We start from the raw sequence: 24,275 nt of genomic DNA, 5'->3' as shown, positions 1-24,275 counted from the left end.
CTGAATATGCAAGTAGAATTAACAAGATTTAGGGTGAAAAAAGGTAAGGAAGAATTAGTCGATCAATGGATGGAATTCCTCAATGAGCATATGAATGATGCGCTTCTCACACTCGACGGTGAAAAAATGTTTGTCGAGACGATTATGCGTGATCATATGGGCGAATTCGATTATCTTTACTGGTATTCTATTCAGGCAGATGATGGAGACTCCAGTACAGAATCTGAGAAATGTATTGATCAAAAACACTTAGAATACTTCGAGAAATGTATTGATAAAACCTATCGTCCTAAAAACCTAAAAACTGAAGTTGTTATGATACCGAAAAGAATTAAGAACCAAATAGAAGCTGCTGCAGAAGAGCAGTTCTCGTAAAATTTTAAAGGCATGCTTCCTGATTGTTTATTTCAGGAAGCATGCCTTTTTATGTATCATTTAAGATGGTTATTCTGGTTCGTTATTCTCTTTGCTTTTCTTGATTTCTCTATATGCCATATAAATATAATAAGCTGCAAACAGCACTGCTAATACTTGTAAGGCCCAGTTTACTTCAACCATAGTATTTGCGATAACTAAAAATATTAAAAGCATCGCTAAAGTGTATATGATTTTTTGCTTGTTTTCATTCATAAAAATACTCCTAACACGATGTATTAGGAGTATTATCTCATATGTTAGCCTTATTCACCAATTGCTGCACTGTCTGCAATAATCGTTACATCAGGATGATTATTTAGAATAGACGCAGGATTTTCTTCTGAAACTTCACCACTAAGTAGTGCTGATAAGGCTTCTTTCTTATTCTCACCATTGATTAAAATAAGGATTTTTCTCGCTTTCATAATTGACGCTAAGCCCATAGAAAATGCAGCCTTAGGTACATCATCAATATCATCAAAGAATCTCGAATTATCTTCAATCGTTTCTGGTGTTAATTCAACTTTATGTGTTAATGAATCAAATGAAGTGCCTGGTTCATTAAAAGCAATGTGACCATTACGTCCGATACCGAGTAGTTGAATATCGATACCTTTGTCGTCAATCTTTCTCTCGTAACTTTCAACTTCTGCAGTTTCGCTTTCTGCCTTACCATTTAATAAATTAATATTTTCTTCCTTAATAGAAACATGATCAAAAAAGTTTTTATGCATATAATATGAATAACTTTGCTCATGTGAAGCATCTAGTCCAACATACTCATCAAGGTTAAATGTTGTGATTTGATCTTGATTCACATCACTATCATTAAGTTTTTTAACAAGTGATTGATACGTACCTTCTGGTGTTGAACCAGTAGCTAAACCGATAACAGGTGCTGACTTAGATTGGATTACATCCATCAAAATATCCGCAGCCTTATCGCTCATTTCTTCATATGAATTTACTTTTAAAACGTCCATAATACCCTCCTAAGTATCTTGAAGATTTTCTATTAAGATATGAATTGCTTTTGTGATATCTTCTTGAGACCAACTTGCAGACACTACTGCAATTCCAATTTCATGACTCGGTGGAACATGTACAAAACCTGCTGGAATGTCTAAGCCTTTTTGATTTAAATAATAAAGACTACTATACATTAAATTATTGCAGAGATATGTCCCTGCTGAGTTAGAAATTGTTGTTGGAATATTGGCATCTAAAAGTGCTTGTTCTAATCGCTTTAAAGGCAACTTAGAGAATAGTCCATCTGCACCATCTTCATAGATTTTTTCTCCATTTGGTTTAAAACCAGAATTATCCTCACGACCATCTCTCGTATTGATTGCAATACGTTCAAGGTGGATGCTTTTAATACCATTAGCCAGTCCAAGTGAAACAATAGCGTCAGGTTCTACATCTTCAATGTCTTTTTCGATTAAGCTATTAATCTCACCAAAAACAACAGGATAAATTCTACCGACAATTTTATAACCACCAATTGTTTTACCCTCTAGGCTTTCAACAACAGATTGTGTTGGATTGGTTTTAAACTTTAAAAATGGTTCATATCCTGTGAGAAGCAAAGTCTTCATAACATCATCCTTACCTAACTAGATTAAAGTCGTAATTAATTAAATTTTAGCATAAAAGCAATTAAACTGTCAGATTTTATTATAAAAACAGACTTATTTTGAAGTCGTATTTTGCCATTTTCTACTACGAATACGTAAGTAAGTGACTATTCTAAGTAGGTATTCTAATGGACCATATCTAAAGTGTTTCATATACCAAGTCGCAAGGATTAACTGAAGTACATAGAAGAGTGTAAACAAGCAAACAGTATAGATTACGGTATTTGTACCAAACATGCCAAGCCCATAGCCGTACATCACTAAAGTTCCGAAGATACTTTGTAAGATATACATCGTGAGTGACAGTTTGCCAATGTTTTTCATACCGGTCAGTATCATATGATTTTCATATCTCTGGAATAAAAGTTTCACTAAACTCATTAAACCAAACGCTAAAAGTAAGCCAAAAACTAGGTTTAAGTTACTTGCTAATGTCTCATCATTTAACCAGTAAATACTTGATTTCATTATGATACTTACTGGAATAAGCCAAATATATAGTGCACTGTTCCAAAATTTTGTGCCATCTTTTTTGAACCAACCAGAACGAGACAAGTTAATACCAAACATAAAACCAAGTGCTGGCATAAAGAGTCCTAAAATCATGAATAACCCTTTTGAATCCTTGAATTCACTCATCATTTCATCATAAAAAGGATCTTCCATATTCTCTCTTGCATCGACTACTTCTCCGTAGGTCCCATTTTGATAGACCGTTAGTAATTCAGTCATATATTCATTTGTCTCCGCTTCACTAACCGTTGATACTTCATCAATTTCACCAACAAAAAAGCTACTAACGAGTATAAACATTAAAACGCCAATGATAATACCGGAGATAACTTTATAAAACCAAGTCGGTAAACCTATAAAAATAATGGATACTAACATAGCGAGTCCATATGCTAAAAGAATGTCCCCTTCCCAAATATATGTAGCATGTAGAAAACCAATCACTAAAATACCAATTGCTCGACATAAAAGTTTAAACCTTTTCCATTTAATTCCCTTATTCTTCATGGATTCAAATAATTTATCCATGGAAAAACCAAACAGTATGGCAAAAATAGGCATGAAACTACCTTCAAATATTACCTTTACAGCCTTAAATAGCAATTCATTTATCGTATTCAATTCATAATATTCAATTTGGTCTTTACCACTCAGGCCAAATTGAAATATAAGTAGATTCGCCATTAAAATGCCATATAAGCTAAATCCTCTTATAACATCTGCACTTTCGATTCTTTTCACTTTATAACTCACCTCAAAATCATTGTATCCTTCAGACTTTAAATGAAATTTAAACTTACCTTAAATGTTTCTTAATTTATTTTATAAAGGTGGTCAAGTAGAGCTTTTATTTCTACAATATAGTTGAGGTGTCACTATGACTAATAAAGTTTTAATCGTTGAAGACGATAATGATATTTTACAATTGATATCTTTAAGTTTATCGTCTCAAAATATAAATAATGTATACACTGCTACCCACTTAGAAGAAGCAAAAGACTTAATCTTAAAACACAATTTTCAAGTCTTACTATTAGATTTAAATTTAAAATCAGAAAATGGCTACCAGTTAATGAAATTCATCAATTTAAATATGACAAAAGTCATTATCGTAACTGCTAAAGATTCTGAAATCGATGTCTATAAAGGCTTTCAACAAGGTGCGATAGATTATGTCAAAAAGCCTTTTGACCCTATCGAACTTGCCTACAGAGTGAAAGTTCACTTAAAGCCAGTACATCATATGAAATATAAAGACTTAACGGTGGACACGTCAACAGCAGAAGTATTTAAGGCAGACATAAAAATTCATTTAACAACAAGAGAATTCGATCTTTTAACTTGTTTTATGACCAACAATAATCAAATACTGACGAAAGAGCAACTCTACCTTAATGTTTGGGGTTATGACAAAGGTGTGGATGATAATACATTAATGGTGCATATTAGAACCTTGCGTAAAAAAATTGAAGATAATCCAGAACAACCTGAATTAATTCAAACTGTAAGAGGAAAAGGTTATATCTTCCGTGGTGATGTTCATGAATAGGCGTTTTGCTTTAATATTTTTAAAGTACATCATTACTTTTCTTATCTTGAGTTTACTTGTTGTAATCATAGGACTTTTTCTTTTTGGTATAAACGTGAACTCATTGTTCTCTAATAACTCACCGGCTAAGATTGATAACTATGAATTAATTACTGAAATCAATGATGACGATGAAGATGGTTATATACTGTCTGATAATCTTAAATCATCTCTTAAAGAAGAGGGCTATACAGCTTTTATTGTCGATGATGAAGCAAATACGATATATCCGAAGAGTAATCGTAATTTAAAATCGTTAATCATCGATAATATTACAACAACAATTGCCATCCCCTATAAAGAAAATGCACACTTTCTATTGATCAATGAGAATGATGCCACAAATATCGATATCTCAAATGAAGATGAGGTCGATACTTTAATGCTGATTGATAGTCTTTATACGAAAAACTATAACGATTATAACTATCATATCATTGGTGATGAGCTACAGTTTTTTGAATCACCAACGACTACGGACTATGCCTATGTTGACGAATTTACAGATACGGATATTACTGTATTCAAATTAATAGGTATCCTGTTAATCGTTGTCCCTATTCTTATAATTCTCTTGGCAATTATCTTATCCATCATTATGACTCGAAGACTAAGTAAACCTTTGTTCTTCTATGTCGATTGGTTGACTCAACTATCTAATGGATTGTTATATAAACCGAGTTCTTCATACAATAGGAAAAAATCTAAGAAAATCTACAAGGAACTTGATGAAGCTGTTGAGTCTCTAAATGCTCAACTATTAGAAGATCGATTGTACCAAAATCAAATTGATTACTATAGAACGAAGTGGCTAACCCAAATTTCTCATGACTTAAAATCACCCTTAACTTCCATCTATGGTTATTCTAAAGTAATGCCTTATTTCCCAGATGACCAAAAGGAATATATCACTTTAATTTCTGATAAGGCCTTATATATGGAACAGCTGATCGATAGTTTAAATAGCACTTTTAAAATCGAAACAAGCCAGATGGAACTAGACAAGGAATCCTTTTCACTAGCCCGTGCGCTTAAGGAAATCATTAAAACTGTAGGCTACAAAGATATCAATATAGATAACAATTTAGACGATGATGAATTCTATGGAAATAAGTTGTATGTAGAGCGTATGTTTATCAACCTTATTGAGAACAGCCTTGATCATAATGAAAAAAATCCGATTATTAACATTAGTCTAGAAGATAATGAAGAAGGTATTGTCATCACTTATGAAGATAATGGTCAGGGTATAGACCAAAAAGACCTCAGTAAACTGATGCAAAGTAAACAAACGACTAAGGAAGATAAAGACCAGCACGGTCTTGGCTTTTCAATTATTATGGACGCTGTAAATTTCCATAATGGCAGTTTTACAGCAGCTCCAACTGAACATGGTGTAAAATTCATCATTCATTTCCGCTAAAAGTATATACATGATAAAACACAGTTAAATAGTCACTTTTTACTCTTATGTGTATAATGTCTCAGTTGATAATTTAGATATGGCATTCCATAATCAGACAACAAAATCCGAGTGTTGATACACAAGGGAAATTACCTTACAGGTATCACGACTGTTATCTTTATTTGATCTAACTTAAAACTAGAATTTGAAAAGAAGAAAGGACTGGAAATACTAATGAACTTTTTTCTTAGACTAATGTTAATAGGACTATTATCATTTATGGTCTCTTTAATTTTGATTAATGCTAATTTATTTGATGGTTATAAGTATTCAAATCAATATGATGCTATTATTACTGGATTAACAAGCCTTATATTCGCTTTCTTTATTTTTAGAGGAATGGATAATAAAGAGTAAAACATCTTATTAAAAAAATCACCCACTTCAATCTTCTTTTGTTGAAGTGGGTGGTATCTATCTATGGGAAAATTTTTTATTCACTTCTCCAGTTTTTCTTTAAAAGTCCCATAATATGAGAGTTCTTATATTCCCCTTTTGTATAAAAATGTTCTTTTAAGGTGCCTTCAATTTCAAAATTTTGATTTTTGTAAATGTGGATGGCTTTTTCATTTTCAACATCGACATATAAATATATTTTATGCAAATTTAAAATGTTAAATGCATAATCTATTGCTTGTTTCATTGCCCTTTTGGCATATCCATTACCAGCAAATTGTTCATCCACTATAATCTGAATTTCACAATTCCTATGAATAAAGTTTATTTCTACTAATTCTACAATGCCTACTTTCTCATTTTCATCTTCTATAATAAATCTTCGCTCAGATTCATCCAAGATATGCTTCTGGTAAAGCGATTGTAACTCGCCTAATGATTCATATGGTTCTTCAAACCAATATGCCATAGTAGAGTATCTGTTATTCAATGTATGAATAAAGTTTAGATCAGTTTCCTCTAATGCTCTTATTTTCATTTTTATGCTCCTTATATAGCCTTAATATTTATACGTTCCTTGTTAATTAAAGTATAAAATTTGCTTAGTTAATTGTAAATACATGCAAGAAGCCCCTACTCAAAATTATATTTTGAGTAGGAGCTTTCTTTTTTAATGCAAGTCTTTTAAATAAGGGAAACTACTTGGGTATTGATAATAGCCATCTAAATCAGAGTTAATCCCTGTTAACAATTTAGTATGGAAGATCGGAATCAATGGTTCTTCATCGATAATAATTTGTTGAGCGTCTTCATACATTTGTAGACGTGTTTCTTCATCTAACTCAACACGGGCATTGTCAAGTAGTTCATCTACTTCTGGATTAGAGTAACGTGTTCTGTTTCCTGCAGCTCCGATATTATCAGAGTGGAACATAGGATATAGACCATAGTCTGCATCTAGGGTTACTGTACCCCAGCCACCCATGAACATTTCGTGGTCACCGTTGGCAGTGTATTCTTGATATGCTCCAGCTTCCATCAAGGAAATTTCTAGATCAATGTTCAGTTCTTTTAGAACTTCTTGGATATACGTTGCAACATCTTGATGCGTTCTTGAGTTTAATACCACTTCTGCTGAAAAACCATCTGGATAATCACTTTCTGCAAGGTATTCTTTCGCTTGGTCAAGATCATACTCGATTGGGTCTAAGTTTTCACTATAGCCAAAAACAGTTGGGTTTAACGGTGTTTCGGCAACTTCGTGAATACCGACAAGAATATTTTCAATGATTGAGTTTTTATCGATAGCTGAAGCAATCGCAAGTCTCACATTTTCATCATTAAATGGTTCTTTTTCAGTATTAAATCCTAAGTAAGTCATGTTCGCACTTGGGCGTTGTTGCACTTCACTACCTTCATTAGAATCCACTTGTTCAACATCATTCGGATCCATCGGATAGATGATATCTGCCGTACCTGAAGTTAATTCAGCAATTCTCGACTGATCTTCTGGCACTGCTCTAAAGGTGATTGATTCTGGTTCGGCTGGGTCTCCCCAATACTCTTCGTTACGAACTAAAGTAATTTCTTCGCCTTCTTTAATATCTTCAAATTTAAAGAAACCAGTTCCTACTGGAGTTTTATTTACTTCTGTTAAAGGATTACCGCCTTCTTCCATTTGAGCATAATCCGCATCGATGACTTCCTTACTAATCATGTGTCCACCTGGATGTGCTAAGTGAGCAGGTAAGGCCGCAAATGGTTGTTTCGTGTGAACCTGAACAGTGTAGTCATCTACGACTTCAACTTCATCAATCTCTGTAAACAAGAAAGATAATGGTGATGCAACTTCCTCATCACGTACGCGGTCTAAGTTAGCTTTAACCACTTCCGCATTAAAATCACTACCATCGTGGAATTTGATCCCTTCCCTGAGCTTAAATTCCCATGTTGTATCTGAAATTTGTTCATAACTCTCAGCAAGTCCTGGTTCTAATTCCAGATCTTGATTCAGTTTTACTAAAGTTTCATAAATGTTTGTCATAACATATAATGAATAGCCATCATTAGCAGCATGTGGGTCTAGAGAGTTTGGTAGTGACATAATACTGAAATCAATCGCTTCTCCAGCAGTCTCTTCACCTTCTCCCTCCTCTTCTGTTAATTCCTCGTCAACCTCGCTATCAGATGTACAAGCAGCAAGTACGAGAACAAATAGAGCTATAATGGGTAATATGTACTTTTTCATTCTGACGCCTCCTAATATTAATCCCTATTATTATACTATGATTTAAAAATTATTGCTATATCAATTTAAAAATAAAAACCTTTCACATCTTTTTTGATGTGAAAGGTTGTTTATAATCCCCCTGTTCCAATATCCGTTCTATAGAATAGATCATCACCATGAAAGTCTACTTTCTTAAGATTATCGTAAGCTAGGTTTCTAGCTACTTCTAAATTCTCACCTCTAGCAGTGACCAACAAGACGCGTCCACCGTTTGTTTCAAAAATATCATCGTCGACTTGTTTTAGACCACTATTAAATACCTGACCCTTAAGTTCAGTTGGTATCTTCACCTTTAATCCTTTAGTTGATGATTCAGGATAGCCTTTAGACGCTAAGATAACTCCAAGCATATAGTCCTTAGAGAAGTTTAACTGATATTTTTCTTTCGCTTTAACCGCTTCTAAAACTTCAATTAAATCAGACTCTAACAATGATAGGAGAATTTGAGCTTCTGGATCACCAAAGCGAGCATTGAATTCAATGACCTTAATACCATCTTTAGTAATGATAGCACCAAGGTACATGACACCAAAATACTTCAAACCTTCTTTAACCATCGCATCTGCCATAGGTTGAACAATATTCTTAACCGCTTCTTCAATCACTGTATCACCCAAGTGATGGACTGGCGCATAGGCACCCATACCGCCTGTGTTCGGACCTTGATCATTATCATAGGCACGTTTATGATCTTGCGCAATAATATCAAAAGGTAAAATATAATCTTCGTTGACTAGCACCATCAAACTAAATTCTTCACCTTCAAGAAATTCTTCGATTACAAGTCCTTCTTCTGAAGATTCATCAAACATGTGATCAAGCGCTTGAAGTGCTTCGTCTACTGTCATAGCGACAGAAACACCTTTACCAGCAGCGAGCCCATCTTTTTTAAGTACTATTGGTGCTCCTTTATGTTCAATGTATGCTTTAGCTTCATTTTTATCATAGAAAACTTGGTAGTCTGCGGTTGGAATATCATATTTCTGCATTATTTTCTTAGCAAATTCCTTAGATGATTCAAGTTGAGCTTCTAATTTTCTTGGTCCAAAAACCTTAACACCATCAGCTTCTAATGCATCAACTAGACCAATATTAAGGGGTGCTTCAGGCCCGATGATTGCCCAAGTAATTTCAAGTGCTCTACATTTTTCTGAGATTTTTTCTGTATCAACATCTGAGATTTCAGGGTAAATTTCAGCATACTGTTTCATACTATCATTCCCTGGGATGGCATGAATTTCATCAACATATTTTGACTCACTTAGCTTTTTTACAAGCGCATGTTCTCTACCGCCACTACCTACTACTAAGACCTTCATAAGACATCTCCTTAATGTTTGAAATGACGCATGCCTGTAAACACCATTGCCATACCATGCTCGTTGCAGAAATCTATGGACTCCTGGTCACGCTTAGAGCCACCAGGTTGTATAATTGCCTTAATTCCATGTTCATAGGCAAGTTCTACTGTATCTGGCATAGGGAAGAAGCCATCACTTGCGAGTACAACTTCTTCATCAGAATCAATTGAACGTTCTGCAGCAATCTTTAAGGCCCCTACTCTATTCATCTGACCTGCACCAATACCGGTTGTTTGTTTAGAGTTCGCTAAGACAATTGCATTGGATTTAACATGTTTTGATACTTCCCAAGCGAGTGTCAGAGCTTTTAATTCAGCATTACTTGGTTGTTTTTCAGTCACAAACTCCAACTGACTCATGTCAAGTTTGCCAAGGTCTTTAGATTGGACTAAATATCCACCTGATACACTCACCATTTCTTCGCTTTGAACTTCATCTGTAAAATCCATTTTTAACAAACGAATATTCTTTTTGACGGTTAGTATCTCCAAGGCTTCATCAGTATAGTTAGGCGCAATAATCACTTCTAAAAAGATCTTACTTAATTTCTCAGCAGTCTCTTGATCCACAGTTTTGTTCAGGGCAACTATGCCACCAAAGATAGACTGACTATCCGCATCAAAGGTATTTTGAAAGGCATCGGCTAGATTTTCTCCAGTGCCCACCCCACAAGGGTTCATATGCTTTACAGCAACTGCAGCTGGCGCATCAAATTTTCTGACCAGGCTAAGTGCACTATCAGCATCTCTTAAATTGTTATAGCTCAATGCCTTACCATGTAAAATTTCAGCATTTAACAGTGTATTTGTATCATCACTTGTTTTAACTGAACGTGCAGTTTGATGTGGATTTTCACCATATCTTAAGATTTCTTCATTTTGAGAAAAATGGTTCACAATCGCTTGATCATAGTCATTGGTATGACGAAACACCTTAATCATAAGCGACTTTCTATAAGCTTCATTTAGATTATTACTTTGGATACGTTCAATGACTTCGTCATAATCAAACGGATCAACTACCGTCGTCACATGCTTAAAGTTTTTTGCTGCTGCTCTAAGCATAGTTGGTCCACCGATATCGATATTTTCAATTGCTTCGTATTCAGTCACGTTAGCTTTCCTAACTGTTTCTTTAAACGGATATAGATTAACCACTACAAGGTCAATTGTCTCGATGTTATTTTCTTTTAGTTCTTCTAGATGCCTCGGATTATCTCGATTAGCTAAAATGCCACCATGAACGGCAGGGTGTAAGGTTTTTACACGACCATCCATAATTTCACTAAAATTGGTTAAGTCACTCACTGATTTAACTGAAATGTTAGCATCCACTAAAGTCTGGTAAGTACCACCTGTGGAGTATAATTCATAGCCTTCTTTAACAAGTGATTTGGCAAAATCCTCTATACCTGTTTTATTTGAAACACTAAGTAAGGCTTTCATTCTTAAACGTCTCCTTTAAATAACTTTTTTAAAGTACTCGGATACAAGTTGTATTCAAGCAGATGTATTTTTTCTTCATATATATCTAAACTGTCATTATCATCTATAATTATTGGCTCTTGAGCAATAATCTCACCAGTATCTACACCACTATCCACATAGTGGATCGTCACACCGCTAACCTTCACTCCATACTGATATGCATCATGAATTGCATTTCCGCCTTTAAAAGCTGGCAATAATGATGGATGAATATTGATTATTTTTCTATCATATTGTTCAACAAATGTTTTCGATAAAATTCTCATGAAACCAGCTAGAATTAAATAATCTGGTTCTTCATCAGCTAAGGTTGCTTTTATTTTGTCCTCAAATTCTTCTTTTGATTGATAGTCTTTTCTATTGATCACGTGATATGGAATGTTTAGCATCTTCGCTCTTTCAATCGCATAAGCATTAGCTCGATCAACAATTAGGCTTGAGACTTCCATACCAATATCTTTAGATTTCAGTACAAGATTCTCAAAATTTGAACCGCCACCAGAAGCAAATATTACAACCCTTTTAGTCATTGATGACAAGTCCTTCTTGAGACGTAACTTCACCAATCATACTCGCTTCATAATTTGCTTCTTTTAATAAGCTAAGTGTCTCATCAACATCATCTTGGTCCACAATCATAATAAAGCCAATGCCCATGTTAAATACATTGTACGCTTCCTTCATATCTAAACCAGATGTTTCAATTAACCAAGAAATAATTTTGGGAAGTTTGATATCACTTGTATTAATATCAATACCTAGATGTTCAGGTATTGCTCTTGGGATATTTTCATAGAAGCCGCCACCAGTAATATGGCTCATTGCTTTAATGTCAATTTTATCCTTTACTTTTTTGACTGCTTTCGTGTAAATTCTTGTTGGCTCTATTAATAAATCCAGCAGCTTATCTCCATCAAGTTCATCACTAACATCTATATTATGATCTGCTAAAATTTTTCTGACTAAACTGTAACCATTTGAATGAATACCGCTTGAAGTTAAACCAATAACCTTATCGCCACTTTTAACAGTCGAACCATCAACATACTGATCTTTTTCAACAGCACCAACGGCAAAGCCAGCTAAATCATACTCTCCTTTTGCATACATTTCACCCATTTCAGCGGTTTCTCCACCAATCAAAGCGCAATCTGACTGTATACAACCTTCTGAAATTCCTTTTACAACTTCAGCAACATGTTCCGGAATCACCTTATTGACGGCAATATAGTCTAAGAAGTAAAGTGGTTCTGCACCTGTCGTAATAATATCGTTGACACACATTGCCACGGCATCTATTCCTATCGTGTCATGACGATTATGATCGATCGCAAGCTTTAATTTTGTTCCAACGCCATCTGTACCTGAAACGAGAACAGGTTTCTTCATATTGAGCTCTGACAAGTCAAAAGCAGCACCAAAGCCACCGATTCCACCAATGACTTCGGGTCTTAGTGTCTTTCTAACATGTCTTTTCATTTGTTCAACCGCTTCATAACCAGCTTCTATATCTACACCAGCATCTTTATATTGTTTCGACATGATTAAACCCCTTTCTTTTTAGCATCTTTTTCTTGAGGCATTAAACCGTCTAAGTTTTCAATAGGGTATTGTCCTGTAAAACAAGCATCACATTGTCCTCTAGATCCGAATTTATAATAGACCTCGTGCATTTTATCGACAGATAAGTAGGTCAGTGAATCAGCACCAATTTCTTCACATACTTCAGTTGTTGACTTCGATGAAGCAATTATTTCCGCATGTGTAGAGACATCAATACCGTAAAAACATGGATTCTTTAATGGTGGTGATGACACACCCATATGCACCTCTTTTGCACCAGCATCTTTTAAAGCCTTCACAATATACTTACTCGTCGTACCCCGGACAATGGAATCATCGATAACAATGACACGTTTCCCTTCCACAATATCCCTCACTGGTGAAAGCTTCATTCTGACCGCTCGTTCTCGAGCCTCTTGACCTGATGCAATAAAAGTACGACCAACATAACGATTCTTCAAGAGTCCCTGCTCACTCGGTATACCACTGTAATCACTGAATCCTTTTGCAGCGGCCAAGCTTGAGTCCGGTACACCGATGACGATATCGGCATCCACTGTCATCTCTTTTGCTAAGGCTTCACCGAGTGCTTTACGAATTGTATAGGTTGACGTGCCTCTAAACTCAGAATCTGCACGGGCAAAATAAATATATTCCATGGAACATAAATTCGGATTTTCATAATCTGAATAACGGTCAAAGTCGATGCCCTTATCATTAATAGTAATCAGTTCACCAGGCTCGATATCTCTGATGTAAGTTGCCCCAATTGCACTAAAGGCACAGGTCTCACTCGCAACACAGTATGCCCCGTCGACCTCACCTAACATCAGCGGTCTCACCCCGTGATCATCTAAGGCAACTGTGAGTTCATCCTCATGTAAAATCACGTAGGCAAAGGCCCCTTTTAATTGCTGTAATGCTGTCTTAATTCTCGCCTTTCTAGAAGGACCTTTAGCACGTCTTAAGAGATGGGCGAAAACTTCAGAATCTGAAGATGTCTGAAAAATTGCCCCTTCGTCTTCTAATGCTTTTCTTAGTTGAATAGCATTCACTAGATTTCCGTTATGTGCAAGCCCGAGATCCCCGATATGACTTTTAAAAAGAAAGGGTTGGACGTTGGAAAGTTCACTACCCCCTGTTGTTGCGTAACGGACGTGACCAATAGCACAAGGAAAGTTTCTTAAAGATTCTAATTGGGTCTTAGACAAGGCTTCAGTTAAGAGGCCCATGCCACGAGCACCAAATAGATATTCTTTATTTGAAGCAACGATTCCTGCCCCTTCTTGCCCACGATGCTGAAGACTGTGTAAGGCAATATAAGTCAGTTCCGTTGCTTCTTTATGGCCCCAAATTCCAAACACACCACATTCTTCATTTAGTCCACGGAGTTCATACATGTCGGGATTGCCCCTTCCCATTCAGCTTTTATTTCTTTTACTTTTTTCTTTATTTCAAAATCTTGTGCGGTAACTTTAAATGTTTCACCCACTAGCCTACCGATTTCAACAGCGTCTTCTATATCTAAACCACCTTTAGCAACAACCAGGTAGTTTGATCCACCTTCACTAAAAAGTAAGTCTGGACGAATATCCATATTCACATCTACACCAAGTTGATAAAAACTTGAAAGTTGTGCGATTTTAGTAATCAAGCCGCCTCGGCCGAGTGGTGCAATTTTGTTTATTTCACCTTTTACAAGTTTTTCTTTTAGGTACATTCCTCTTTTATATTCCGCATCTAAGTCAATATATCTTCTAGTTTTACGAATTGTATTCTCTAAAGTTTTTTCTATTTGACTTCCTGCAAAAGAAGGAGTGAGTTCTCCAACAAGATAAAGCACATCTCCTTCATTCACTTTTAAATCTTTCATGAAGTTTACATCTTCTATTAAGCCGACCATTCCAACCACTGGTGTTGGTAAAATCGATCCTTTGCTATTCTCGTTATAGAGGCTAACATTTCCTGATACAACAGGCGTTGATAATGCTTTACAAGCCTCTGCCATACCTTTGGTTGATTCACTTAACTGATTGTAGATTAATGGTTTGACAGGTGAACCGTAGTTCAGACAATCCGTCATGGCAAGTGGTGTTGCACCAGTAGCTATAATATTTCTAAAGGTTTGTGCGACGACTTCCTTACCACCGTTGTAAGGGTCGCTATAAACATAGCGGCTCTTTCCATCGATTGCCATAGAGATTGCTTTGTTGGTCCCTTCAACACGTACTACCCCTGGGCCGAAGCCAGATTGTTGTACCGTATTCGCACCTACTTGACTGTCGTACTGATCAAAGATAAACGACTTATCGCCGTGAGTTGGATGGCTAATCAACTTCATAAATACATCTTCTAGATCTTCATTTGAGTAGTCTTCACGCGCTTCATCCTGTACGTTTTCTTGACCTTCTAAAATGTACTCTGGTGCTTCTTCTGAAAGTGGTAAGACTGGAATGTCCGCGTAGAGTTCATCACGAAAGTAAAGTAGTAAACGTTTTGAATCCGTCACTTCCCCTATAACAGCTGAGTCTAGCTCATGTTCATCAAACAATTTAAGGAACTTATCTTCTGAACCATCTTCCACAACAAGAAGCATTCGTTCTTGAGTTTCTGAAAGCATCATTTCGTATGGAGAAATACCTGCTTCACGAACAGGGACCCTATCTAAATATAGCGTCATGCCTGATTGACCTTTAGCGGCCATTTCAGAGCTTGAAGAAGTTAATCCTGCTGCACCCATGTCTTGAATACCGACGAGTTCTGGCATTTCAATTGCAGCTAGTGTTGCTTCCATTAACTTCTTCCCTGTAAATGGATCACCAATTTGAACAGATGGTCGTTTTGCATCCGCTTCTTCATCTAGTTCTTCAGATGCAAATGTCGCACCGTGAATGCCATCGCGTCCTGTCTTTAGTCCAACATATATAACTTTATTTCCCTTACCTGTTGCAGTACCTTTTTGGATTTTATCGTGTTCGATAATACCGACACACATAGCGTTCACAAGTGGATTGCCGTCATATGACGGATCGAATTCAACCTCCCCTGAAACTGTCGGAATCCCAATGCAGTTACCGTAACCTCCAATTCCTTTTACGACACCTCTTAATAGACGGCGATTATTGGCTTTAGTTAGTTCACCGAATCTAAGTGAATTCAATAGCCCAATCGGACGTGCACCGATGGATACGATGTCACGAATGATACCACCGACACCTGTAGCAGCCCCTTGATAAGGCTCAACAGCTGATGGGTGATTGTGTGATTCTACTTTAAAGACGACAGCTTGGTTGTCACCAATATCGACAACTCCTGCACCCTCACCAGGTCCCATTAAAACGTGTTCGCCTGTTGTGGGAAACTGTTTTAAAAATGGTTTCGAATGCTTATAAGAACAATGTTCACTCCACATGACAGAAAATATTCCGATTTCAGTATAGTTAGGCTCTCTCGATAAAATTTCAACAACTTTCTTGTATTCATCATCAGTCAGACCCATTTCCTGATATAATTTTTGTTCTCTGATATCCTTACTAGTCGGCTCAATAAATCTCATCTTAATTGCCCTCCCAATTTGTTAGACTCTCAAAAACTCTAAAACCATCTTCACTACCGAGTAAAAGATCAATGGCACGTTCTGGGTGCGGCATCATACCACACACATTTCCAGCTTCATTAACAAGGCCAGCAATGTCGTCTCTTGAGCCATTTGGGTTGTCATTGTAAGTTAAGATAATTTGCTTATTCTTAACGAGTTGATCGTATGTGTCATCTGAGCAATAGTAGTGGCCTTCACCATGTGCGATTGGAAAGATAACATCTTCTCCATCGTTATAAAGTTCTGTATATTTCGTTTGATTGTTAACGATTTTTAACGATTCATTTCTAGAGACAAAACTATGGTTGTCATTATGTATAAGTGCACCGGGTAAAAGCCCAATCTCAGTTAAAATTTGGAACCCATTACAGATGCCAAGAACAGGCTTTCCTTTTGCCGCTAGTTTTTTAATCTCAACAGTCACTGGGGCAACACTTGCCATAGCTCCAGAACGTAAGTAATCCCCAAATGAAAATCCACCAGGTATTAAAACGCCATCATAGTCACTTAAATCAGTTTCTCTATAATCCACGTAATCTGCTTTAGCACCACTTTTTACAATGGCATTGTATAAATCACGGTCACAGTTTGACCCTGGAAAACGAATAACTGCAAACTTCATTTATACTGTCTCCTCGTCTAAGATTTTATATTCGTAAGTTTCTATGACTGTATTGGTAAATAATTTTTCAGAGAGTTGACGGACGATCTCATCAATCTTCTCATCATCAGTTTCATCAATATCAAAGTACAATACTTTACCTACTCTAATATTCTCAACCTGACCCGTACCGAGTTCCTTAACCGCTCTATCTAAAGCTTCGCCTTGAGTATCTAACACTTGGGGTTGTAAAGTTACGATAAGTTCAATTTTTTTCATTGTTAATTTCCTCCAACTTGTTATAAAAAATATTATATGTCTCAATTAATGATCCAGTATTATTTCTGTAAACATCCTTATCTAAATTTTTATTAGTAGTTTTATCCCATAATCGACAGGTGTCTGGTGAAATCTCGTCCGCTAATAGAATGTTGCCTTGGTCGTCTCGACCGAACTCAATTTTAAAGTCGACAAGCTTTAAATTCATTTCGTCCATAAGATGTGTCAGTGCTGAATTAATTTTAAGTGCTTGATTCTTCAGTTCTGATAATTCAACTGATGTCGCAATTTTAAGATGATGAATATGATCTTTTGTAACGAGTGGATCATTTAAATCGTCTTCTTTTAAGTAAAACTCAACTAGTGGTGTGTCAAAAACATGACCTTCTTTAAATCCCAATCTTTTAACAATATTGCCAGCAGCAATATTTCTAACAACGACTTCTAGTGGAATAATCGTGACCTTTTTTACAAGCTGACTGGTTTCTCCAGTCTCTTCTATAAAATGAGATTTAATATCGTGTGTTTTCAGATGTTTGAAAATACTGGCTGAAATTAAGTTATTTAAACGCCCTTTACCTGGTACAAAGTCATGTTTTTTGCCATTACCCGCTGTAACCTCATCTTTATACTCTATTAAAAGAACTTCCGACTCAGCTGTTGTGTATACTGATTTTGCCTTACCTTCATACAATAACGACATATTTTCACTCCTTTTCAAAGTCTGTTTTTAAAGACTTAAGTGATGCTTCGATATCGTTTGTTAATAGAGTGACATGTCCCATTTTACGAGCTGGAAGACTTTTACTTTTTCCGTACAAATGAACATTCCAATGCGGATGATAAAATAAATCACCTTCTAAGCGATCTAAATCTTGACCGAGTAAGTTCATCATAATTGCTTCTTGATGCTGATAAACTTCAGGCATCGGTGCACCAGTAATGGCTAAGATATGGGCATCAAATTGTGAGATATTACAAGATTCAATTGAATGATGTCCAGAATTATGTGGTCTTGGCGCAATTTCATTGACATAAAGTTCACCGTCTTTAGAAATGAAATACTCAATCGTAAAGACACCAACAAAATGGAGATGTGTCATTATTTTTTCCGCTTCGCTTTTAGCCTGTTCAAAGTAATCAAATCTAGACGGTGCAATGGTTCTGTACAAAATTTGATCTCTATGTAAATTTTCCTGCAGTGGGAAATAGATACATTTGGAGTCTGTATTTCTTGCGATGGTGAGCGAGACTTCCGCTTCTAGGTCAATGTATTTCTCTGCAATAAAATCAACTTGGTCAAAAGGAATCTCTTCACTTTCTAACGCTGCTTGACTGTTTAAGTAATACTGACCTTTACCGTCGTAACCGCCCGTTTTTGTTTTAACGATTAAGGGATAGCCATGTGTATTTGCAAAACTTTCAATATCTGCTTTACTTTGAACATTTTCAAAAGGCACAACTTTAGCACCCGTTGCTTTAATGGCATCTTTTTCAGAACTTCTATTCTGAAGCGTGAGTACTGTTTCAGCACCTTGTGGAACATAAAAGTTATCTGTTAGTGAGTGAAGAATATGAGCATCAATATTTTCAAATTCATAAGTCACCACATCAGACAAACTCGCTAATTTTTCCATCGCTTCTTGATTACTAAAATCTGCCTGTATAAAGGTGTGGCATGTTGAGCTTGCAGGGGCATCTGGAGAGGGATCTAGAACAATTACCTTATAGCCCATTCTTAAAGCACTTTGTGCAAGCATCTTACCAAGTTGACCGCCACCTATAATACCGATGGAGCTGCCAGGATATAGACGTTTACTTAAGGTCATTTTGCATAGCCTCCACTTTTTCTTCCAAGGATTTTTGATAAGCTTCTAATTTTTCGTATATTTCTTTAGAATTTACAGCTAAAATTCGTGCAGCAAGAATCGCAGCATTTTTAGCCCCTGCATCACCAATCGCTTGTGTGGCAACAGGTATGCCCGCCGGCATCTGCACTATAGATAATAGAGAATCCATACCGCTTAGTGCCTTAGATTGAATCGGCACCCCGATTACAGGCACGTGAGTCGAAGATGCAACCATGCCAGGGAGATGTGCAGCACCCCCAGCACCTGCAATGATGACATCAATACCATTAGACTTCGCTTCCTTAGCATAATCCAACATCATTTCTGGAGTACGATGCGCGCTAACCACTTTCTTCTCATACTTAATTCCAAAGTAATCAAGCAAGTCAGCACTATGTTTCATCGTTTCCCAGTCTGATGAGCTTCCCATAATTATTCCGACAGTCATTTCAATAACACTCCTAATTTAACGAACATTATTTATATTTATAATTATAATGTACGTATTTTAAATGTCAATAGTTGATCATTTTATTTTAATGTACGTTTTTAAGTAATTTTCACTGAGATTGCTGCTATGATGAGCTTAGTTTATTTTTGAAGCCCCTCCATTCAAAACAAAAAAAGACTCAAAAACCTCGATTAAGAGATTCTTGAGTCTGTATGAAACTTATTTTTTGTAATCTTCATTATTAATATCTGTAATGAACATGTGACCTGGTGCATGTGAGATCAGAATCTCAGGTTTTGCATTTAACACCACATTCTGAGGTGTCACACCACACGCCCAAAATACGGGCACTTCATCTTCGGCAATATCAATCGGATCACCGTAGTCAGGCTGATTAATATCTTTAATACCAATCATTTCTGGATCTCCTACATGTACAGGTCCCCCGTGCATATTAGGGAATTCATTCGTGATTCTGATAACATCATCTACTACTGACTTTTTAAATGGTCTCATTGATACCACTGTTTCCCCGTGGAAAATACCAGCAGGTTCAGTATCTATATTTGTCTTATACATCGCAACGTTAACACCTTGGTCTATATGTTTAATCGGAATACCTTCATCTAGAATTGCCTGTTCGAAAGTAAAACTACAACCAATCAAAAATGTGACAAGATCGTCTGACCAATATGGTCTGACATCATCTACTGTATCTACGAGCTCACCGTCTCTATAAATATTATAGAGCGGGACATCTGTTCGAATGTCTGAGTTTTTAGCGTAGCGACTGACATATTCACCAGCCTCTAACACTTCAATAATCGGTACAGGTTTATGGTTTCTCATAGCAAATAAAAGAAAATCAAAGGCATATTTTTTAGGTAAGATGGCCAAGTTTGCTTGGACTTTATCACCAGAAATTCCTGAAGTCGGCCCTGTATGTTCACCAGTTCTAATACGCTGTCTAATTTCTTCTGTATTCATTTAATCACCTATCCATTCCAAAGATCCGCGAGTCCTTGTAGCGACATAAATCCTGCAATCAAGGTTACAATTACTGCAATAATACCAAAAATAATCATCCATGTAGGGTGATGGTAGTTACCGACAATGCTCTTCTTACGTGATGCCAATAGAATGGCACCCAGTGTGACTGGTAAAATTAATCCGTTGAATGAACCTGCAAGTATAAGTAATGTTACTGGTCTTCCGACGAACAGGAAGATAAGTGTCGATGTTAGGATGAAGACCACAATTACAATATTATTATACTTATCGAAAACCTTATTAAACGAGCGCATGAAGCTTGCACTTGTATAAGCAGCCCCAATAACTGAAGATAATGCTGCTGCAAGGAGCACAACACCAAAGATCTTCATACCGATATCACCTAAAGCAAATTGGAAAACGGATGCTGGAGGGTTTTCAGAATCTAGTACTGCACCTTGAGCTAAGACTCCTAGTACTGCTAAGAATAATAGCACACGCATTAAACCTGTTGTTAAAATACCCCAATTTGCTGCGTGACTCACAAAGCGTAGGTTTCTCTCACCAGTCATCCCTGCTTCGATTAAACGGTGGGCACCAGCGAAGGTGATATAACCACCAACTGTTCCCCCAACCAGGGTGATAATTGGTAAGAGCATCGCAATAGGATCTTCTGGTAAAATTACGCGTTTCGCTGCTTCTGCAACAGGTGGTTCTGAAATTATCATGACGTAGGCAATGATACCTATCATGAGTACCCCGAGTATTTGTGTCACGATATCCATGACCGCACGTCCATTTTTTACTAAGAAAATGATAATTGCAAAAATACCTGTAATCGCTGCTCCAATTCTAACATCCCATCCAAAAATGGCATTAAAACCGAGCCCTGCACCTGCGACGTTACCAATATTAAACGCTAAACCACCGATGACAATTAATATGGCAACAACCGAACCAAGTCCTGGTAATACCTCATTGGCAACGTCTTGTCCGCGTTTTCCACTAACTGATAAAACTCTCCAAATATTTAGCTGTGCACCAATATCAATCACAATTGATGCGACAATTGCAAATGCGAAACTTGCCATAAATTGTTGGGTAAACACTGTTGTTTGCGTTAAAAAAGCAGGCCCAATTGATGATGTTGCCATCAAGAACACTGCACCAAATAATAACCTGCGCTGAGCAGCAGTTATCTTAGGTTTATTCTCCATAATTTCACCTCTTCTTACATCGTATCGATAGTAACACCTTTCTCCTGTAATTGTTTTCTTATCTCTTTAACAAATTCTAATGCTTTCGCACCATCACCATGGACACAGATACTATCTGCTTTAATATCTATGTCTTTGCCATTAATGCTTTCAACCTTACCTTCAGTAATCATGCGTAGCACTCTAGAGACTGCGATTTCACTATCTGTAATCATTGCACCTTCTTTAGAACGTGATACTAATGTACCGTCATCCTCGTAGGCTCTGTCTGCAAATACCTCATGCACAACCTTCAAACCGAGCTTTTCTCCACTTTTCACTAGGTTATTATTCGCTAAGCCCATTAATTTTAAATTAGGATTAAAGTCATTAACTGCACCAGCAATCACATCAGCGAGGTGTGCATCTGTAAACGTTGCATTATAAAGTGCGCCGTGGGGTTTCACATGATTTAGTTCCAAGCCATAAGTCTTCGCTAAACCATCCAGTGCAGATAATTGATAGAGTACCAAGGCATGCACTTCATCATCAGATAATTTCATAAATCGACGACCAAAGCCCATCAAATCTAAATAACCAGGATGGGCTCCAATTCCAGTTGTCCCAGATTCTTTAATGCGTTTAATTGTCTCAATCATCACACTCGGATCTCCTGCATGAAAGCCACAAGCAACGTTAGCAGATGAAATCATAGGAATAATTTCAGCATCATTGCCAATCTTGTAATTACCATAACTCTCACCTAAATCAGCATTTAAATCTATTGTTAACTCAGACATGTGAATCCTCCTTAATCAATGATATTCTCATTATGAATAAATTTAATATCGTAATCGTTGGCATGCACTTTCGGATGTCCAGCCAAGAAATATTGTAAATTCAAATTTGTTTTAATTGGTTCAATCACTGTTTCACCTAAGACTAACTTCAGCTTATCTAAAGCATCCGTACGATTATTTGCAGTTACAATTATTTTTGCAATCATCGAATCGTAGAAAGGTGGAATCACATAACCCGAATAGATGTGACTGTCCACTCTGACATTCCTACCTAAGCCATAGTGAAGTTTTTCGATTTTACCCGGCGAAGGCAAGAAATTGTTAGCCGGGTCTTCTGCATTAATTCGTGCTTCAATAGCGTGACCAGACAACTGAACTTCATCTTGAGTAAAACCAATTTCTCCATCGAATGCCACTTTAATCTGCGACTTAATGATATCGATGCCTGTTACCGCTTCAGATACGGTATGTTCCACTTGGACTCTCGTATTCATCTCAATGAAGTAAAAACGCTTCTCTTCTGGTACATATAAGTATTCAATCGTTCCAGCTCCACGGTATTTCAGTTTTGCGATTGCTTGACGTGTGGTTTCCGTAATGTCAGCTCGCTCTTTTTCACTTAAAATTGTCGCTGGCGCTTCTTCTAGAAGCTTCTGATTATTTCTTTGAATCGAGCAATCTCTTTCAAATAAATGCACCGCTTCTCCTTTACCATCACCGATAACCTGAATTTCTATGTGTCTCGCTTTCGGAATATATTTTTCAACATATAGGCGGTCATCATTAAAAGAACTTTTAGCTTCCTGCTTCGCTTGACTGTATAATTTGTCAACATCTTCATCATTAAAAGCAAAACGCATGCCTTTACCGCCACCACCGGATACGGCCTTGATTACAATTGGGTATGTCACTTCGTTAGCGATAGCTTTTACCGCCTCAATCGAATCTACGACACCCTCACTACCCGGTATGACAGGTACTCCAGCCTCATCCATTGTCTGACGAGCCATCGCCTTATCACCCATTTTTTCCATCGTCGACGCATCAGGCCCAATGAAAATGAACCCCGCTTCCTCTGTACGTCTTGCGAATTCAGGTGTTTCCGATAAAAACCCGTAACCAGGATGAATCGCATCCGATTCACTGACCGTCGCAGCTTGTAAAATACGGTCAATGTTCAAGTAGCTATCAGCACTTTTTGGTCCACCGATGCAATATGCTTCGTCTGCCAAGGCAACATGCAAGCTATCTCGGTCACCGTCTGAGTAAATCGCGACACTCTTAATATTCATTTCTTTTAAAGTTCTTATAATACGAACTGCAATTTCTCCGCGGTTAGCAATTAACACTTTTCTCATAACTTATGCTCCTTCTGGACGTAAGCGAATCAACACATCACCAAATTCAACAGTATCTCCATTGGACACTAAAATTTCTTCAACGGTACCAGCAACATCACTCTTCACGTCATTAAATACTTTCATTGCTTCTATAAAGCCAACTTGATCACCTTTTTGTACTGTATCACCCACAGCTACAAATGTTTCTTCGCTGTTCTCATCTTTGTTAATGAAAAATGTACCAAGTTGCGACGCTTTGATTTCTAGTAAATCAGAACTTTCTTCATTTGCACTCGTGTCAGTTGATGCAGGTGTACTTGTTGCACTAGTCACACCATTACTCATATTTCTTTCTAGATGAATAGATGTACTTTCATCTGAAAAACTTAAAACTGATAAATCTTCCTCTTTTAAGAGTTTCACTAATTTTTTTATATCTTTATAATTCATGAC

General features: G+C 36.8%; 25 protein-coding genes. 3 read left to right on the top strand and 22 right to left on the bottom strand.

Annotation, left to right across the window (positions count from 1 at the left end; genetic code table 11):
- The first annotated feature begins 6 nt into the window (after nt 1–6).
- Nucleotides 7–375, top strand: coding sequence for a DUF6176 family protein (locus V6E76_RS04835; RefSeq protein WP_247349952.1), 369 nt, complete (start codon nt 7–9; stop codon nt 373–375).
- Between the two features lie 69 nt (nt 376–444).
- On the opposite strand, the gene V6E76_RS04830 is transcribed toward V6E76_RS04835, so the two are convergent.
- From V6E76_RS04830 to V6E76_RS04815, 4 genes are all read right to left on the bottom strand, one after another.
- Nucleotides 445–630 (bottom strand): hypothetical protein, encoded by a 186-nt coding sequence (locus tag V6E76_RS04830; RefSeq protein WP_499797716.1) that lies wholly within the window; start codon nt 628–630, stop codon nt 445–447.
- 50 nt (nt 631–680) lie between these two features.
- Complete coding sequence (gene nagB / locus V6E76_RS04825) at nt 681–1,400, bottom strand: glucosamine-6-phosphate deaminase (protein ID WP_247349941.1); 720 nt, start codon at nt 1,398–1,400, stop codon at nt 681–683.
- A gap of 9 nt (nt 1,401–1,409) precedes the next feature.
- Nucleotides 1,410–2,015, bottom strand: a complete 606-nt coding sequence (locus tag V6E76_RS04820; RefSeq protein WP_247349939.1) for a pyroglutamyl-peptidase I — start codon at nt 2,013–2,015, stop codon at nt 1,410–1,412.
- 93 nt (nt 2,016–2,108) lie between these two features.
- Entirely contained in the window at nt 2,109–3,308 is a 1,200-nt protein-coding gene (locus V6E76_RS04815) for a DUF418 domain-containing protein (protein WP_247349937.1), read from the bottom strand.
- Between the two features lie 136 nt (nt 3,309–3,444).
- Between V6E76_RS04815 and V6E76_RS04810 the strand changes: the two genes are divergently transcribed.
- On the top strand, nt 3,445–4,116 hold the full coding sequence (locus tag V6E76_RS04810) for a response regulator transcription factor (protein WP_247349935.1): 672 nt from the start codon (nt 3,445–3,447) through the stop codon (nt 4,114–4,116).
- Nucleotides 4,109–5,578: a sensor histidine kinase gene (locus V6E76_RS04805; protein ID WP_247349933.1), complete on the top strand. Its 1,470-nt coding sequence runs from the start codon at nt 4,109–4,111 to the stop codon at nt 5,576–5,578. Before V6E76_RS04810 ends, V6E76_RS04805 begins: the two co-directional genes overlap by 8 nt.
- A gap of 475 nt (nt 5,579–6,053) precedes the next feature.
- On the opposite strand, the gene V6E76_RS04800 is transcribed toward V6E76_RS04805, so the two are convergent.
- The 18 genes from V6E76_RS04800 to V6E76_RS04715 all read right to left on the bottom strand — a co-directional run bounded on the left by V6E76_RS04800 (nt 6,054) and on the right by V6E76_RS04715 (nt 24,272).
- A complete protein-coding gene (locus V6E76_RS04800; protein ID WP_247349931.1) occupies nt 6,054–6,554 on the bottom strand; it encodes a GNAT family N-acetyltransferase in 501 nt (166 codons plus the stop codon).
- 132 nt (nt 6,555–6,686) lie between these two features.
- Entirely contained in the window at nt 6,687–8,264 is a 1,578-nt protein-coding gene (locus V6E76_RS04795; RefSeq protein WP_247349929.1) for a glutathione ABC transporter substrate-binding protein, read from the bottom strand.
- Nucleotides 8,265–8,374: 110 nt separating this feature from the next.
- Nucleotides 8,375–9,625 (bottom strand): phosphoribosylamine--glycine ligase, encoded by a 1,251-nt coding sequence (gene purD, locus V6E76_RS04790; RefSeq protein ID WP_247349927.1) that lies wholly within the window; start codon nt 9,623–9,625, stop codon nt 8,375–8,377.
- Nucleotides 9,626–9,636: 11 nt separating this feature from the next.
- The gene (gene purH / locus V6E76_RS04785; protein WP_247349916.1) at nt 9,637–11,112 is read right to left on the bottom strand and encodes a bifunctional phosphoribosylaminoimidazolecarboxamide formyltransferase/IMP cyclohydrolase; all 1,476 of its coding nucleotides are present in this window, start codon (nt 11,110–11,112) and stop codon (nt 9,637–9,639) included.
- A 2-nt stretch (nt 11,113–11,114) separates the two neighbouring features.
- A complete protein-coding gene (gene purN, locus V6E76_RS04780) occupies nt 11,115–11,684 on the bottom strand; it encodes a phosphoribosylglycinamide formyltransferase (protein WP_247349907.1) in 570 nt (189 codons plus the stop codon).
- Nucleotides 11,677–12,696, bottom strand: coding sequence for a phosphoribosylformylglycinamidine cyclo-ligase (purM, locus tag V6E76_RS04775; protein WP_247349897.1), 1,020 nt, complete (start codon nt 12,694–12,696; stop codon nt 11,677–11,679). The genes purN and purM overlap by 8 nt, the downstream gene beginning before the upstream one ends.
- Nucleotides 12,697–12,698: 2 nt before the next feature.
- Complete coding sequence (purF, locus tag V6E76_RS04770) at nt 12,699–14,117, bottom strand: amidophosphoribosyltransferase (RefSeq protein WP_247349888.1); 1,419 nt, start codon at nt 14,115–14,117, stop codon at nt 12,699–12,701.
- Nucleotides 14,096–16,273, bottom strand: coding sequence for a phosphoribosylformylglycinamidine synthase subunit PurL (gene purL / locus V6E76_RS04765; RefSeq protein ID WP_247349876.1), 2,178 nt, complete (start codon nt 16,271–16,273; stop codon nt 14,096–14,098). Before purL ends, purF begins: the two co-directional genes overlap by 22 nt.
- A gap of 1 nt (nt 16,274) precedes the next feature.
- Nucleotides 16,275–16,937 (bottom strand): phosphoribosylformylglycinamidine synthase subunit PurQ, encoded by a 663-nt coding sequence (purQ, locus tag V6E76_RS04760; protein WP_247349867.1) that lies wholly within the window; start codon nt 16,935–16,937, stop codon nt 16,275–16,277.
- Entirely contained in the window at nt 16,938–17,195 is a 258-nt protein-coding gene (gene purS, locus V6E76_RS04755; RefSeq protein ID WP_247349857.1) for a phosphoribosylformylglycinamidine synthase subunit PurS, read from the bottom strand.
- The gene (gene purC, locus V6E76_RS04750; RefSeq protein ID WP_247349844.1) at nt 17,182–17,898 is read right to left on the bottom strand and encodes a phosphoribosylaminoimidazolesuccinocarboxamide synthase; all 717 of its coding nucleotides are present in this window, start codon (nt 17,896–17,898) and stop codon (nt 17,182–17,184) included. Before purC ends, purS begins: the two co-directional genes overlap by 14 nt.
- A gap of 4 nt (nt 17,899–17,902) precedes the next feature.
- Nucleotides 17,903–19,024: a 5-(carboxyamino)imidazole ribonucleotide synthase gene (gene purK, locus V6E76_RS04745; protein WP_247349842.1), complete on the bottom strand. Its 1,122-nt coding sequence runs from the start codon at nt 19,022–19,024 to the stop codon at nt 17,903–17,905.
- Nucleotides 19,011–19,493 carry a 5-(carboxyamino)imidazole ribonucleotide mutase gene (gene purE / locus V6E76_RS04740; protein WP_247349831.1) on the bottom strand — a complete coding sequence of 161 codons (483 nt, stop codon included), beginning with the start codon at nt 19,491–19,493 and terminating at the stop codon, nt 19,011–19,013. Before purE ends, purK begins: the two co-directional genes overlap by 14 nt.
- Nucleotides 19,494–19,715: 222 nt before the next feature.
- Entirely contained in the window at nt 19,716–20,483 is a 768-nt protein-coding gene (locus V6E76_RS04735) for a putative hydro-lyase (RefSeq protein WP_247349819.1), read from the bottom strand.
- Between the two features lie 8 nt (nt 20,484–20,491).
- Nucleotides 20,492–21,703, bottom strand: a complete 1,212-nt coding sequence (locus tag V6E76_RS04730; protein WP_247349818.1) for an NRAMP family divalent metal transporter — start codon at nt 21,701–21,703, stop codon at nt 20,492–20,494.
- A gap of 14 nt (nt 21,704–21,717) precedes the next feature.
- A complete protein-coding gene (locus V6E76_RS04725) occupies nt 21,718–22,482 on the bottom strand; it encodes a 5-oxoprolinase subunit PxpA (protein ID WP_247349816.1) in 765 nt (254 codons plus the stop codon).
- A gap of 11 nt (nt 22,483–22,493) precedes the next feature.
- The gene (locus tag V6E76_RS04720; protein WP_247349806.1) at nt 22,494–23,840 is read right to left on the bottom strand and encodes an acetyl-CoA carboxylase biotin carboxylase subunit; all 1,347 of its coding nucleotides are present in this window, start codon (nt 23,838–23,840) and stop codon (nt 22,494–22,496) included.
- A 3-nt stretch (nt 23,841–23,843) separates the two neighbouring features.
- Nucleotides 23,844–24,272, bottom strand: coding sequence for an acetyl-CoA carboxylase biotin carboxyl carrier protein (locus V6E76_RS04715; protein WP_247349803.1), 429 nt, complete (start codon nt 24,270–24,272; stop codon nt 23,844–23,846).
- Between the last annotated feature and the right edge of the window lie 3 nt (nt 24,273–24,275).

This window comes from Jeotgalicoccus huakuii (assembly GCF_036665975.1).
Taxonomy (GTDB): Bacteria; Bacillota; Bacilli; order Staphylococcales; family Salinicoccaceae; genus Jeotgalicoccus; species Jeotgalicoccus marinus.
This window is presented reverse-complemented; position numbering and strand designations above follow the sequence as displayed.

Excerpts from the sequence above, each read along its gene's own strand:
- purS (WP_247349857.1), bottom strand. The coding sequence starts at position 17,195 with ATGAAAAAAATTGAACTTATCGTAACTTTACAACCCCAAGTGTTAGAT.
- V6E76_RS04835 (WP_247349952.1), top strand. The coding sequence starts at position 7 with ATGCAAGTAGAATTAACAAGATTTAGGGTGAAAAAAGGTAAGGAAGAA.
- purN (WP_247349907.1), bottom strand. The coding sequence starts at position 11,684 with ATGACTAAAAGGGTTGTAATATTTGCTTCTGGTGGCGGTTCAAATTTT.
- nagB (WP_247349941.1), bottom strand. The coding sequence starts at position 1,400 with ATGGACGTTTTAAAAGTAAATTCATATGAAGAAATGAGCGATAAGGCT.
- V6E76_RS04800 (WP_247349931.1), bottom strand. The coding sequence starts at position 6,554 with ATGAAAATAAGAGCATTAGAGGAAACTGATCTAAACTTTATTCATACA.
- V6E76_RS04795 (WP_247349929.1), bottom strand. The coding sequence starts at position 8,264 with ATGAAAAAGTACATATTACCCATTATAGCTCTATTTGTTCTCGTACTT.
- V6E76_RS04730 (WP_247349818.1), bottom strand. The coding sequence starts at position 21,703 with ATGGAGAATAAACCTAAGATAACTGCTGCTCAGCGCAGGTTATTATTT.
- purD (WP_247349927.1), bottom strand. The coding sequence starts at position 9,625 with ATGAAGGTCTTAGTAGTAGGTAGTGGCGGTAGAGAACATGCGCTTGTA.
- V6E76_RS04830 (WP_499797716.1), bottom strand. The coding sequence starts at position 630 with ATGAATGAAAACAAGCAAAAAATCATATACACTTTAGCGATGCTTTTA.
- purQ (WP_247349867.1), bottom strand. The coding sequence starts at position 16,937 with ATGAAGTTTGCAGTTATTCGTTTTCCAGGGTCAAACTGTGACCGTGAT.
- V6E76_RS04820 (WP_247349939.1), bottom strand. The coding sequence starts at position 2,015 with ATGAAGACTTTGCTTCTCACAGGATATGAACCATTTTTAAAGTTTAAA.
- V6E76_RS04715 (WP_247349803.1), bottom strand. The coding sequence starts at position 24,272 with ATGAATTATAAAGATATAAAAAAATTAGTGAAACTCTTAAAAGAGGAA.
- purK (WP_247349842.1), bottom strand. The coding sequence starts at position 19,024 with ATGACCTTAAGTAAACGTCTATATCCTGGCAGCTCCATCGGTATTATA.
- purM (WP_247349897.1), bottom strand. The coding sequence starts at position 12,696 with ATGTCGAAACAATATAAAGATGCTGGTGTAGATATAGAAGCTGGTTAT.
- V6E76_RS04805 (WP_247349933.1), top strand. The coding sequence starts at position 4,109 with ATGAATAGGCGTTTTGCTTTAATATTTTTAAAGTACATCATTACTTTT.
- purE (WP_247349831.1), bottom strand. The coding sequence starts at position 19,493 with ATGACTGTCGGAATAATTATGGGAAGCTCATCAGACTGGGAAACGATG.
- purC (WP_247349844.1), bottom strand. The coding sequence starts at position 17,898 with ATGTCGTTATTGTATGAAGGTAAGGCAAAATCAGTATACACAACAGCT.
- V6E76_RS04735 (WP_247349819.1), bottom strand. The coding sequence starts at position 20,483 with ATGAATACAGAAGAAATTAGACAGCGTATTAGAACTGGTGAACATACA.
- V6E76_RS04720 (WP_247349806.1), bottom strand. The coding sequence starts at position 23,840 with ATGAGAAAAGTGTTAATTGCTAACCGCGGAGAAATTGCAGTTCGTATT.
- purF (WP_247349888.1), bottom strand. The coding sequence starts at position 14,117 with ATGTATGAACTCCGTGGACTAAATGAAGAATGTGGTGTGTTTGGAATT.
- V6E76_RS04810 (WP_247349935.1), top strand. The coding sequence starts at position 3,445 with ATGACTAATAAAGTTTTAATCGTTGAAGACGATAATGATATTTTACAA.
- purH (WP_247349916.1), bottom strand. The coding sequence starts at position 11,112 with ATGAAAGCCTTACTTAGTGTTTCAAATAAAACAGGTATAGAGGATTTT.
- purL (WP_247349876.1), bottom strand. The coding sequence starts at position 16,273 with ATGAGATTTATTGAGCCGACTAGTAAGGATATCAGAGAACAAAAATTA.
- V6E76_RS04725 (WP_247349816.1), bottom strand. The coding sequence starts at position 22,482 with ATGTCTGAGTTAACAATAGATTTAAATGCTGATTTAGGTGAGAGTTAT.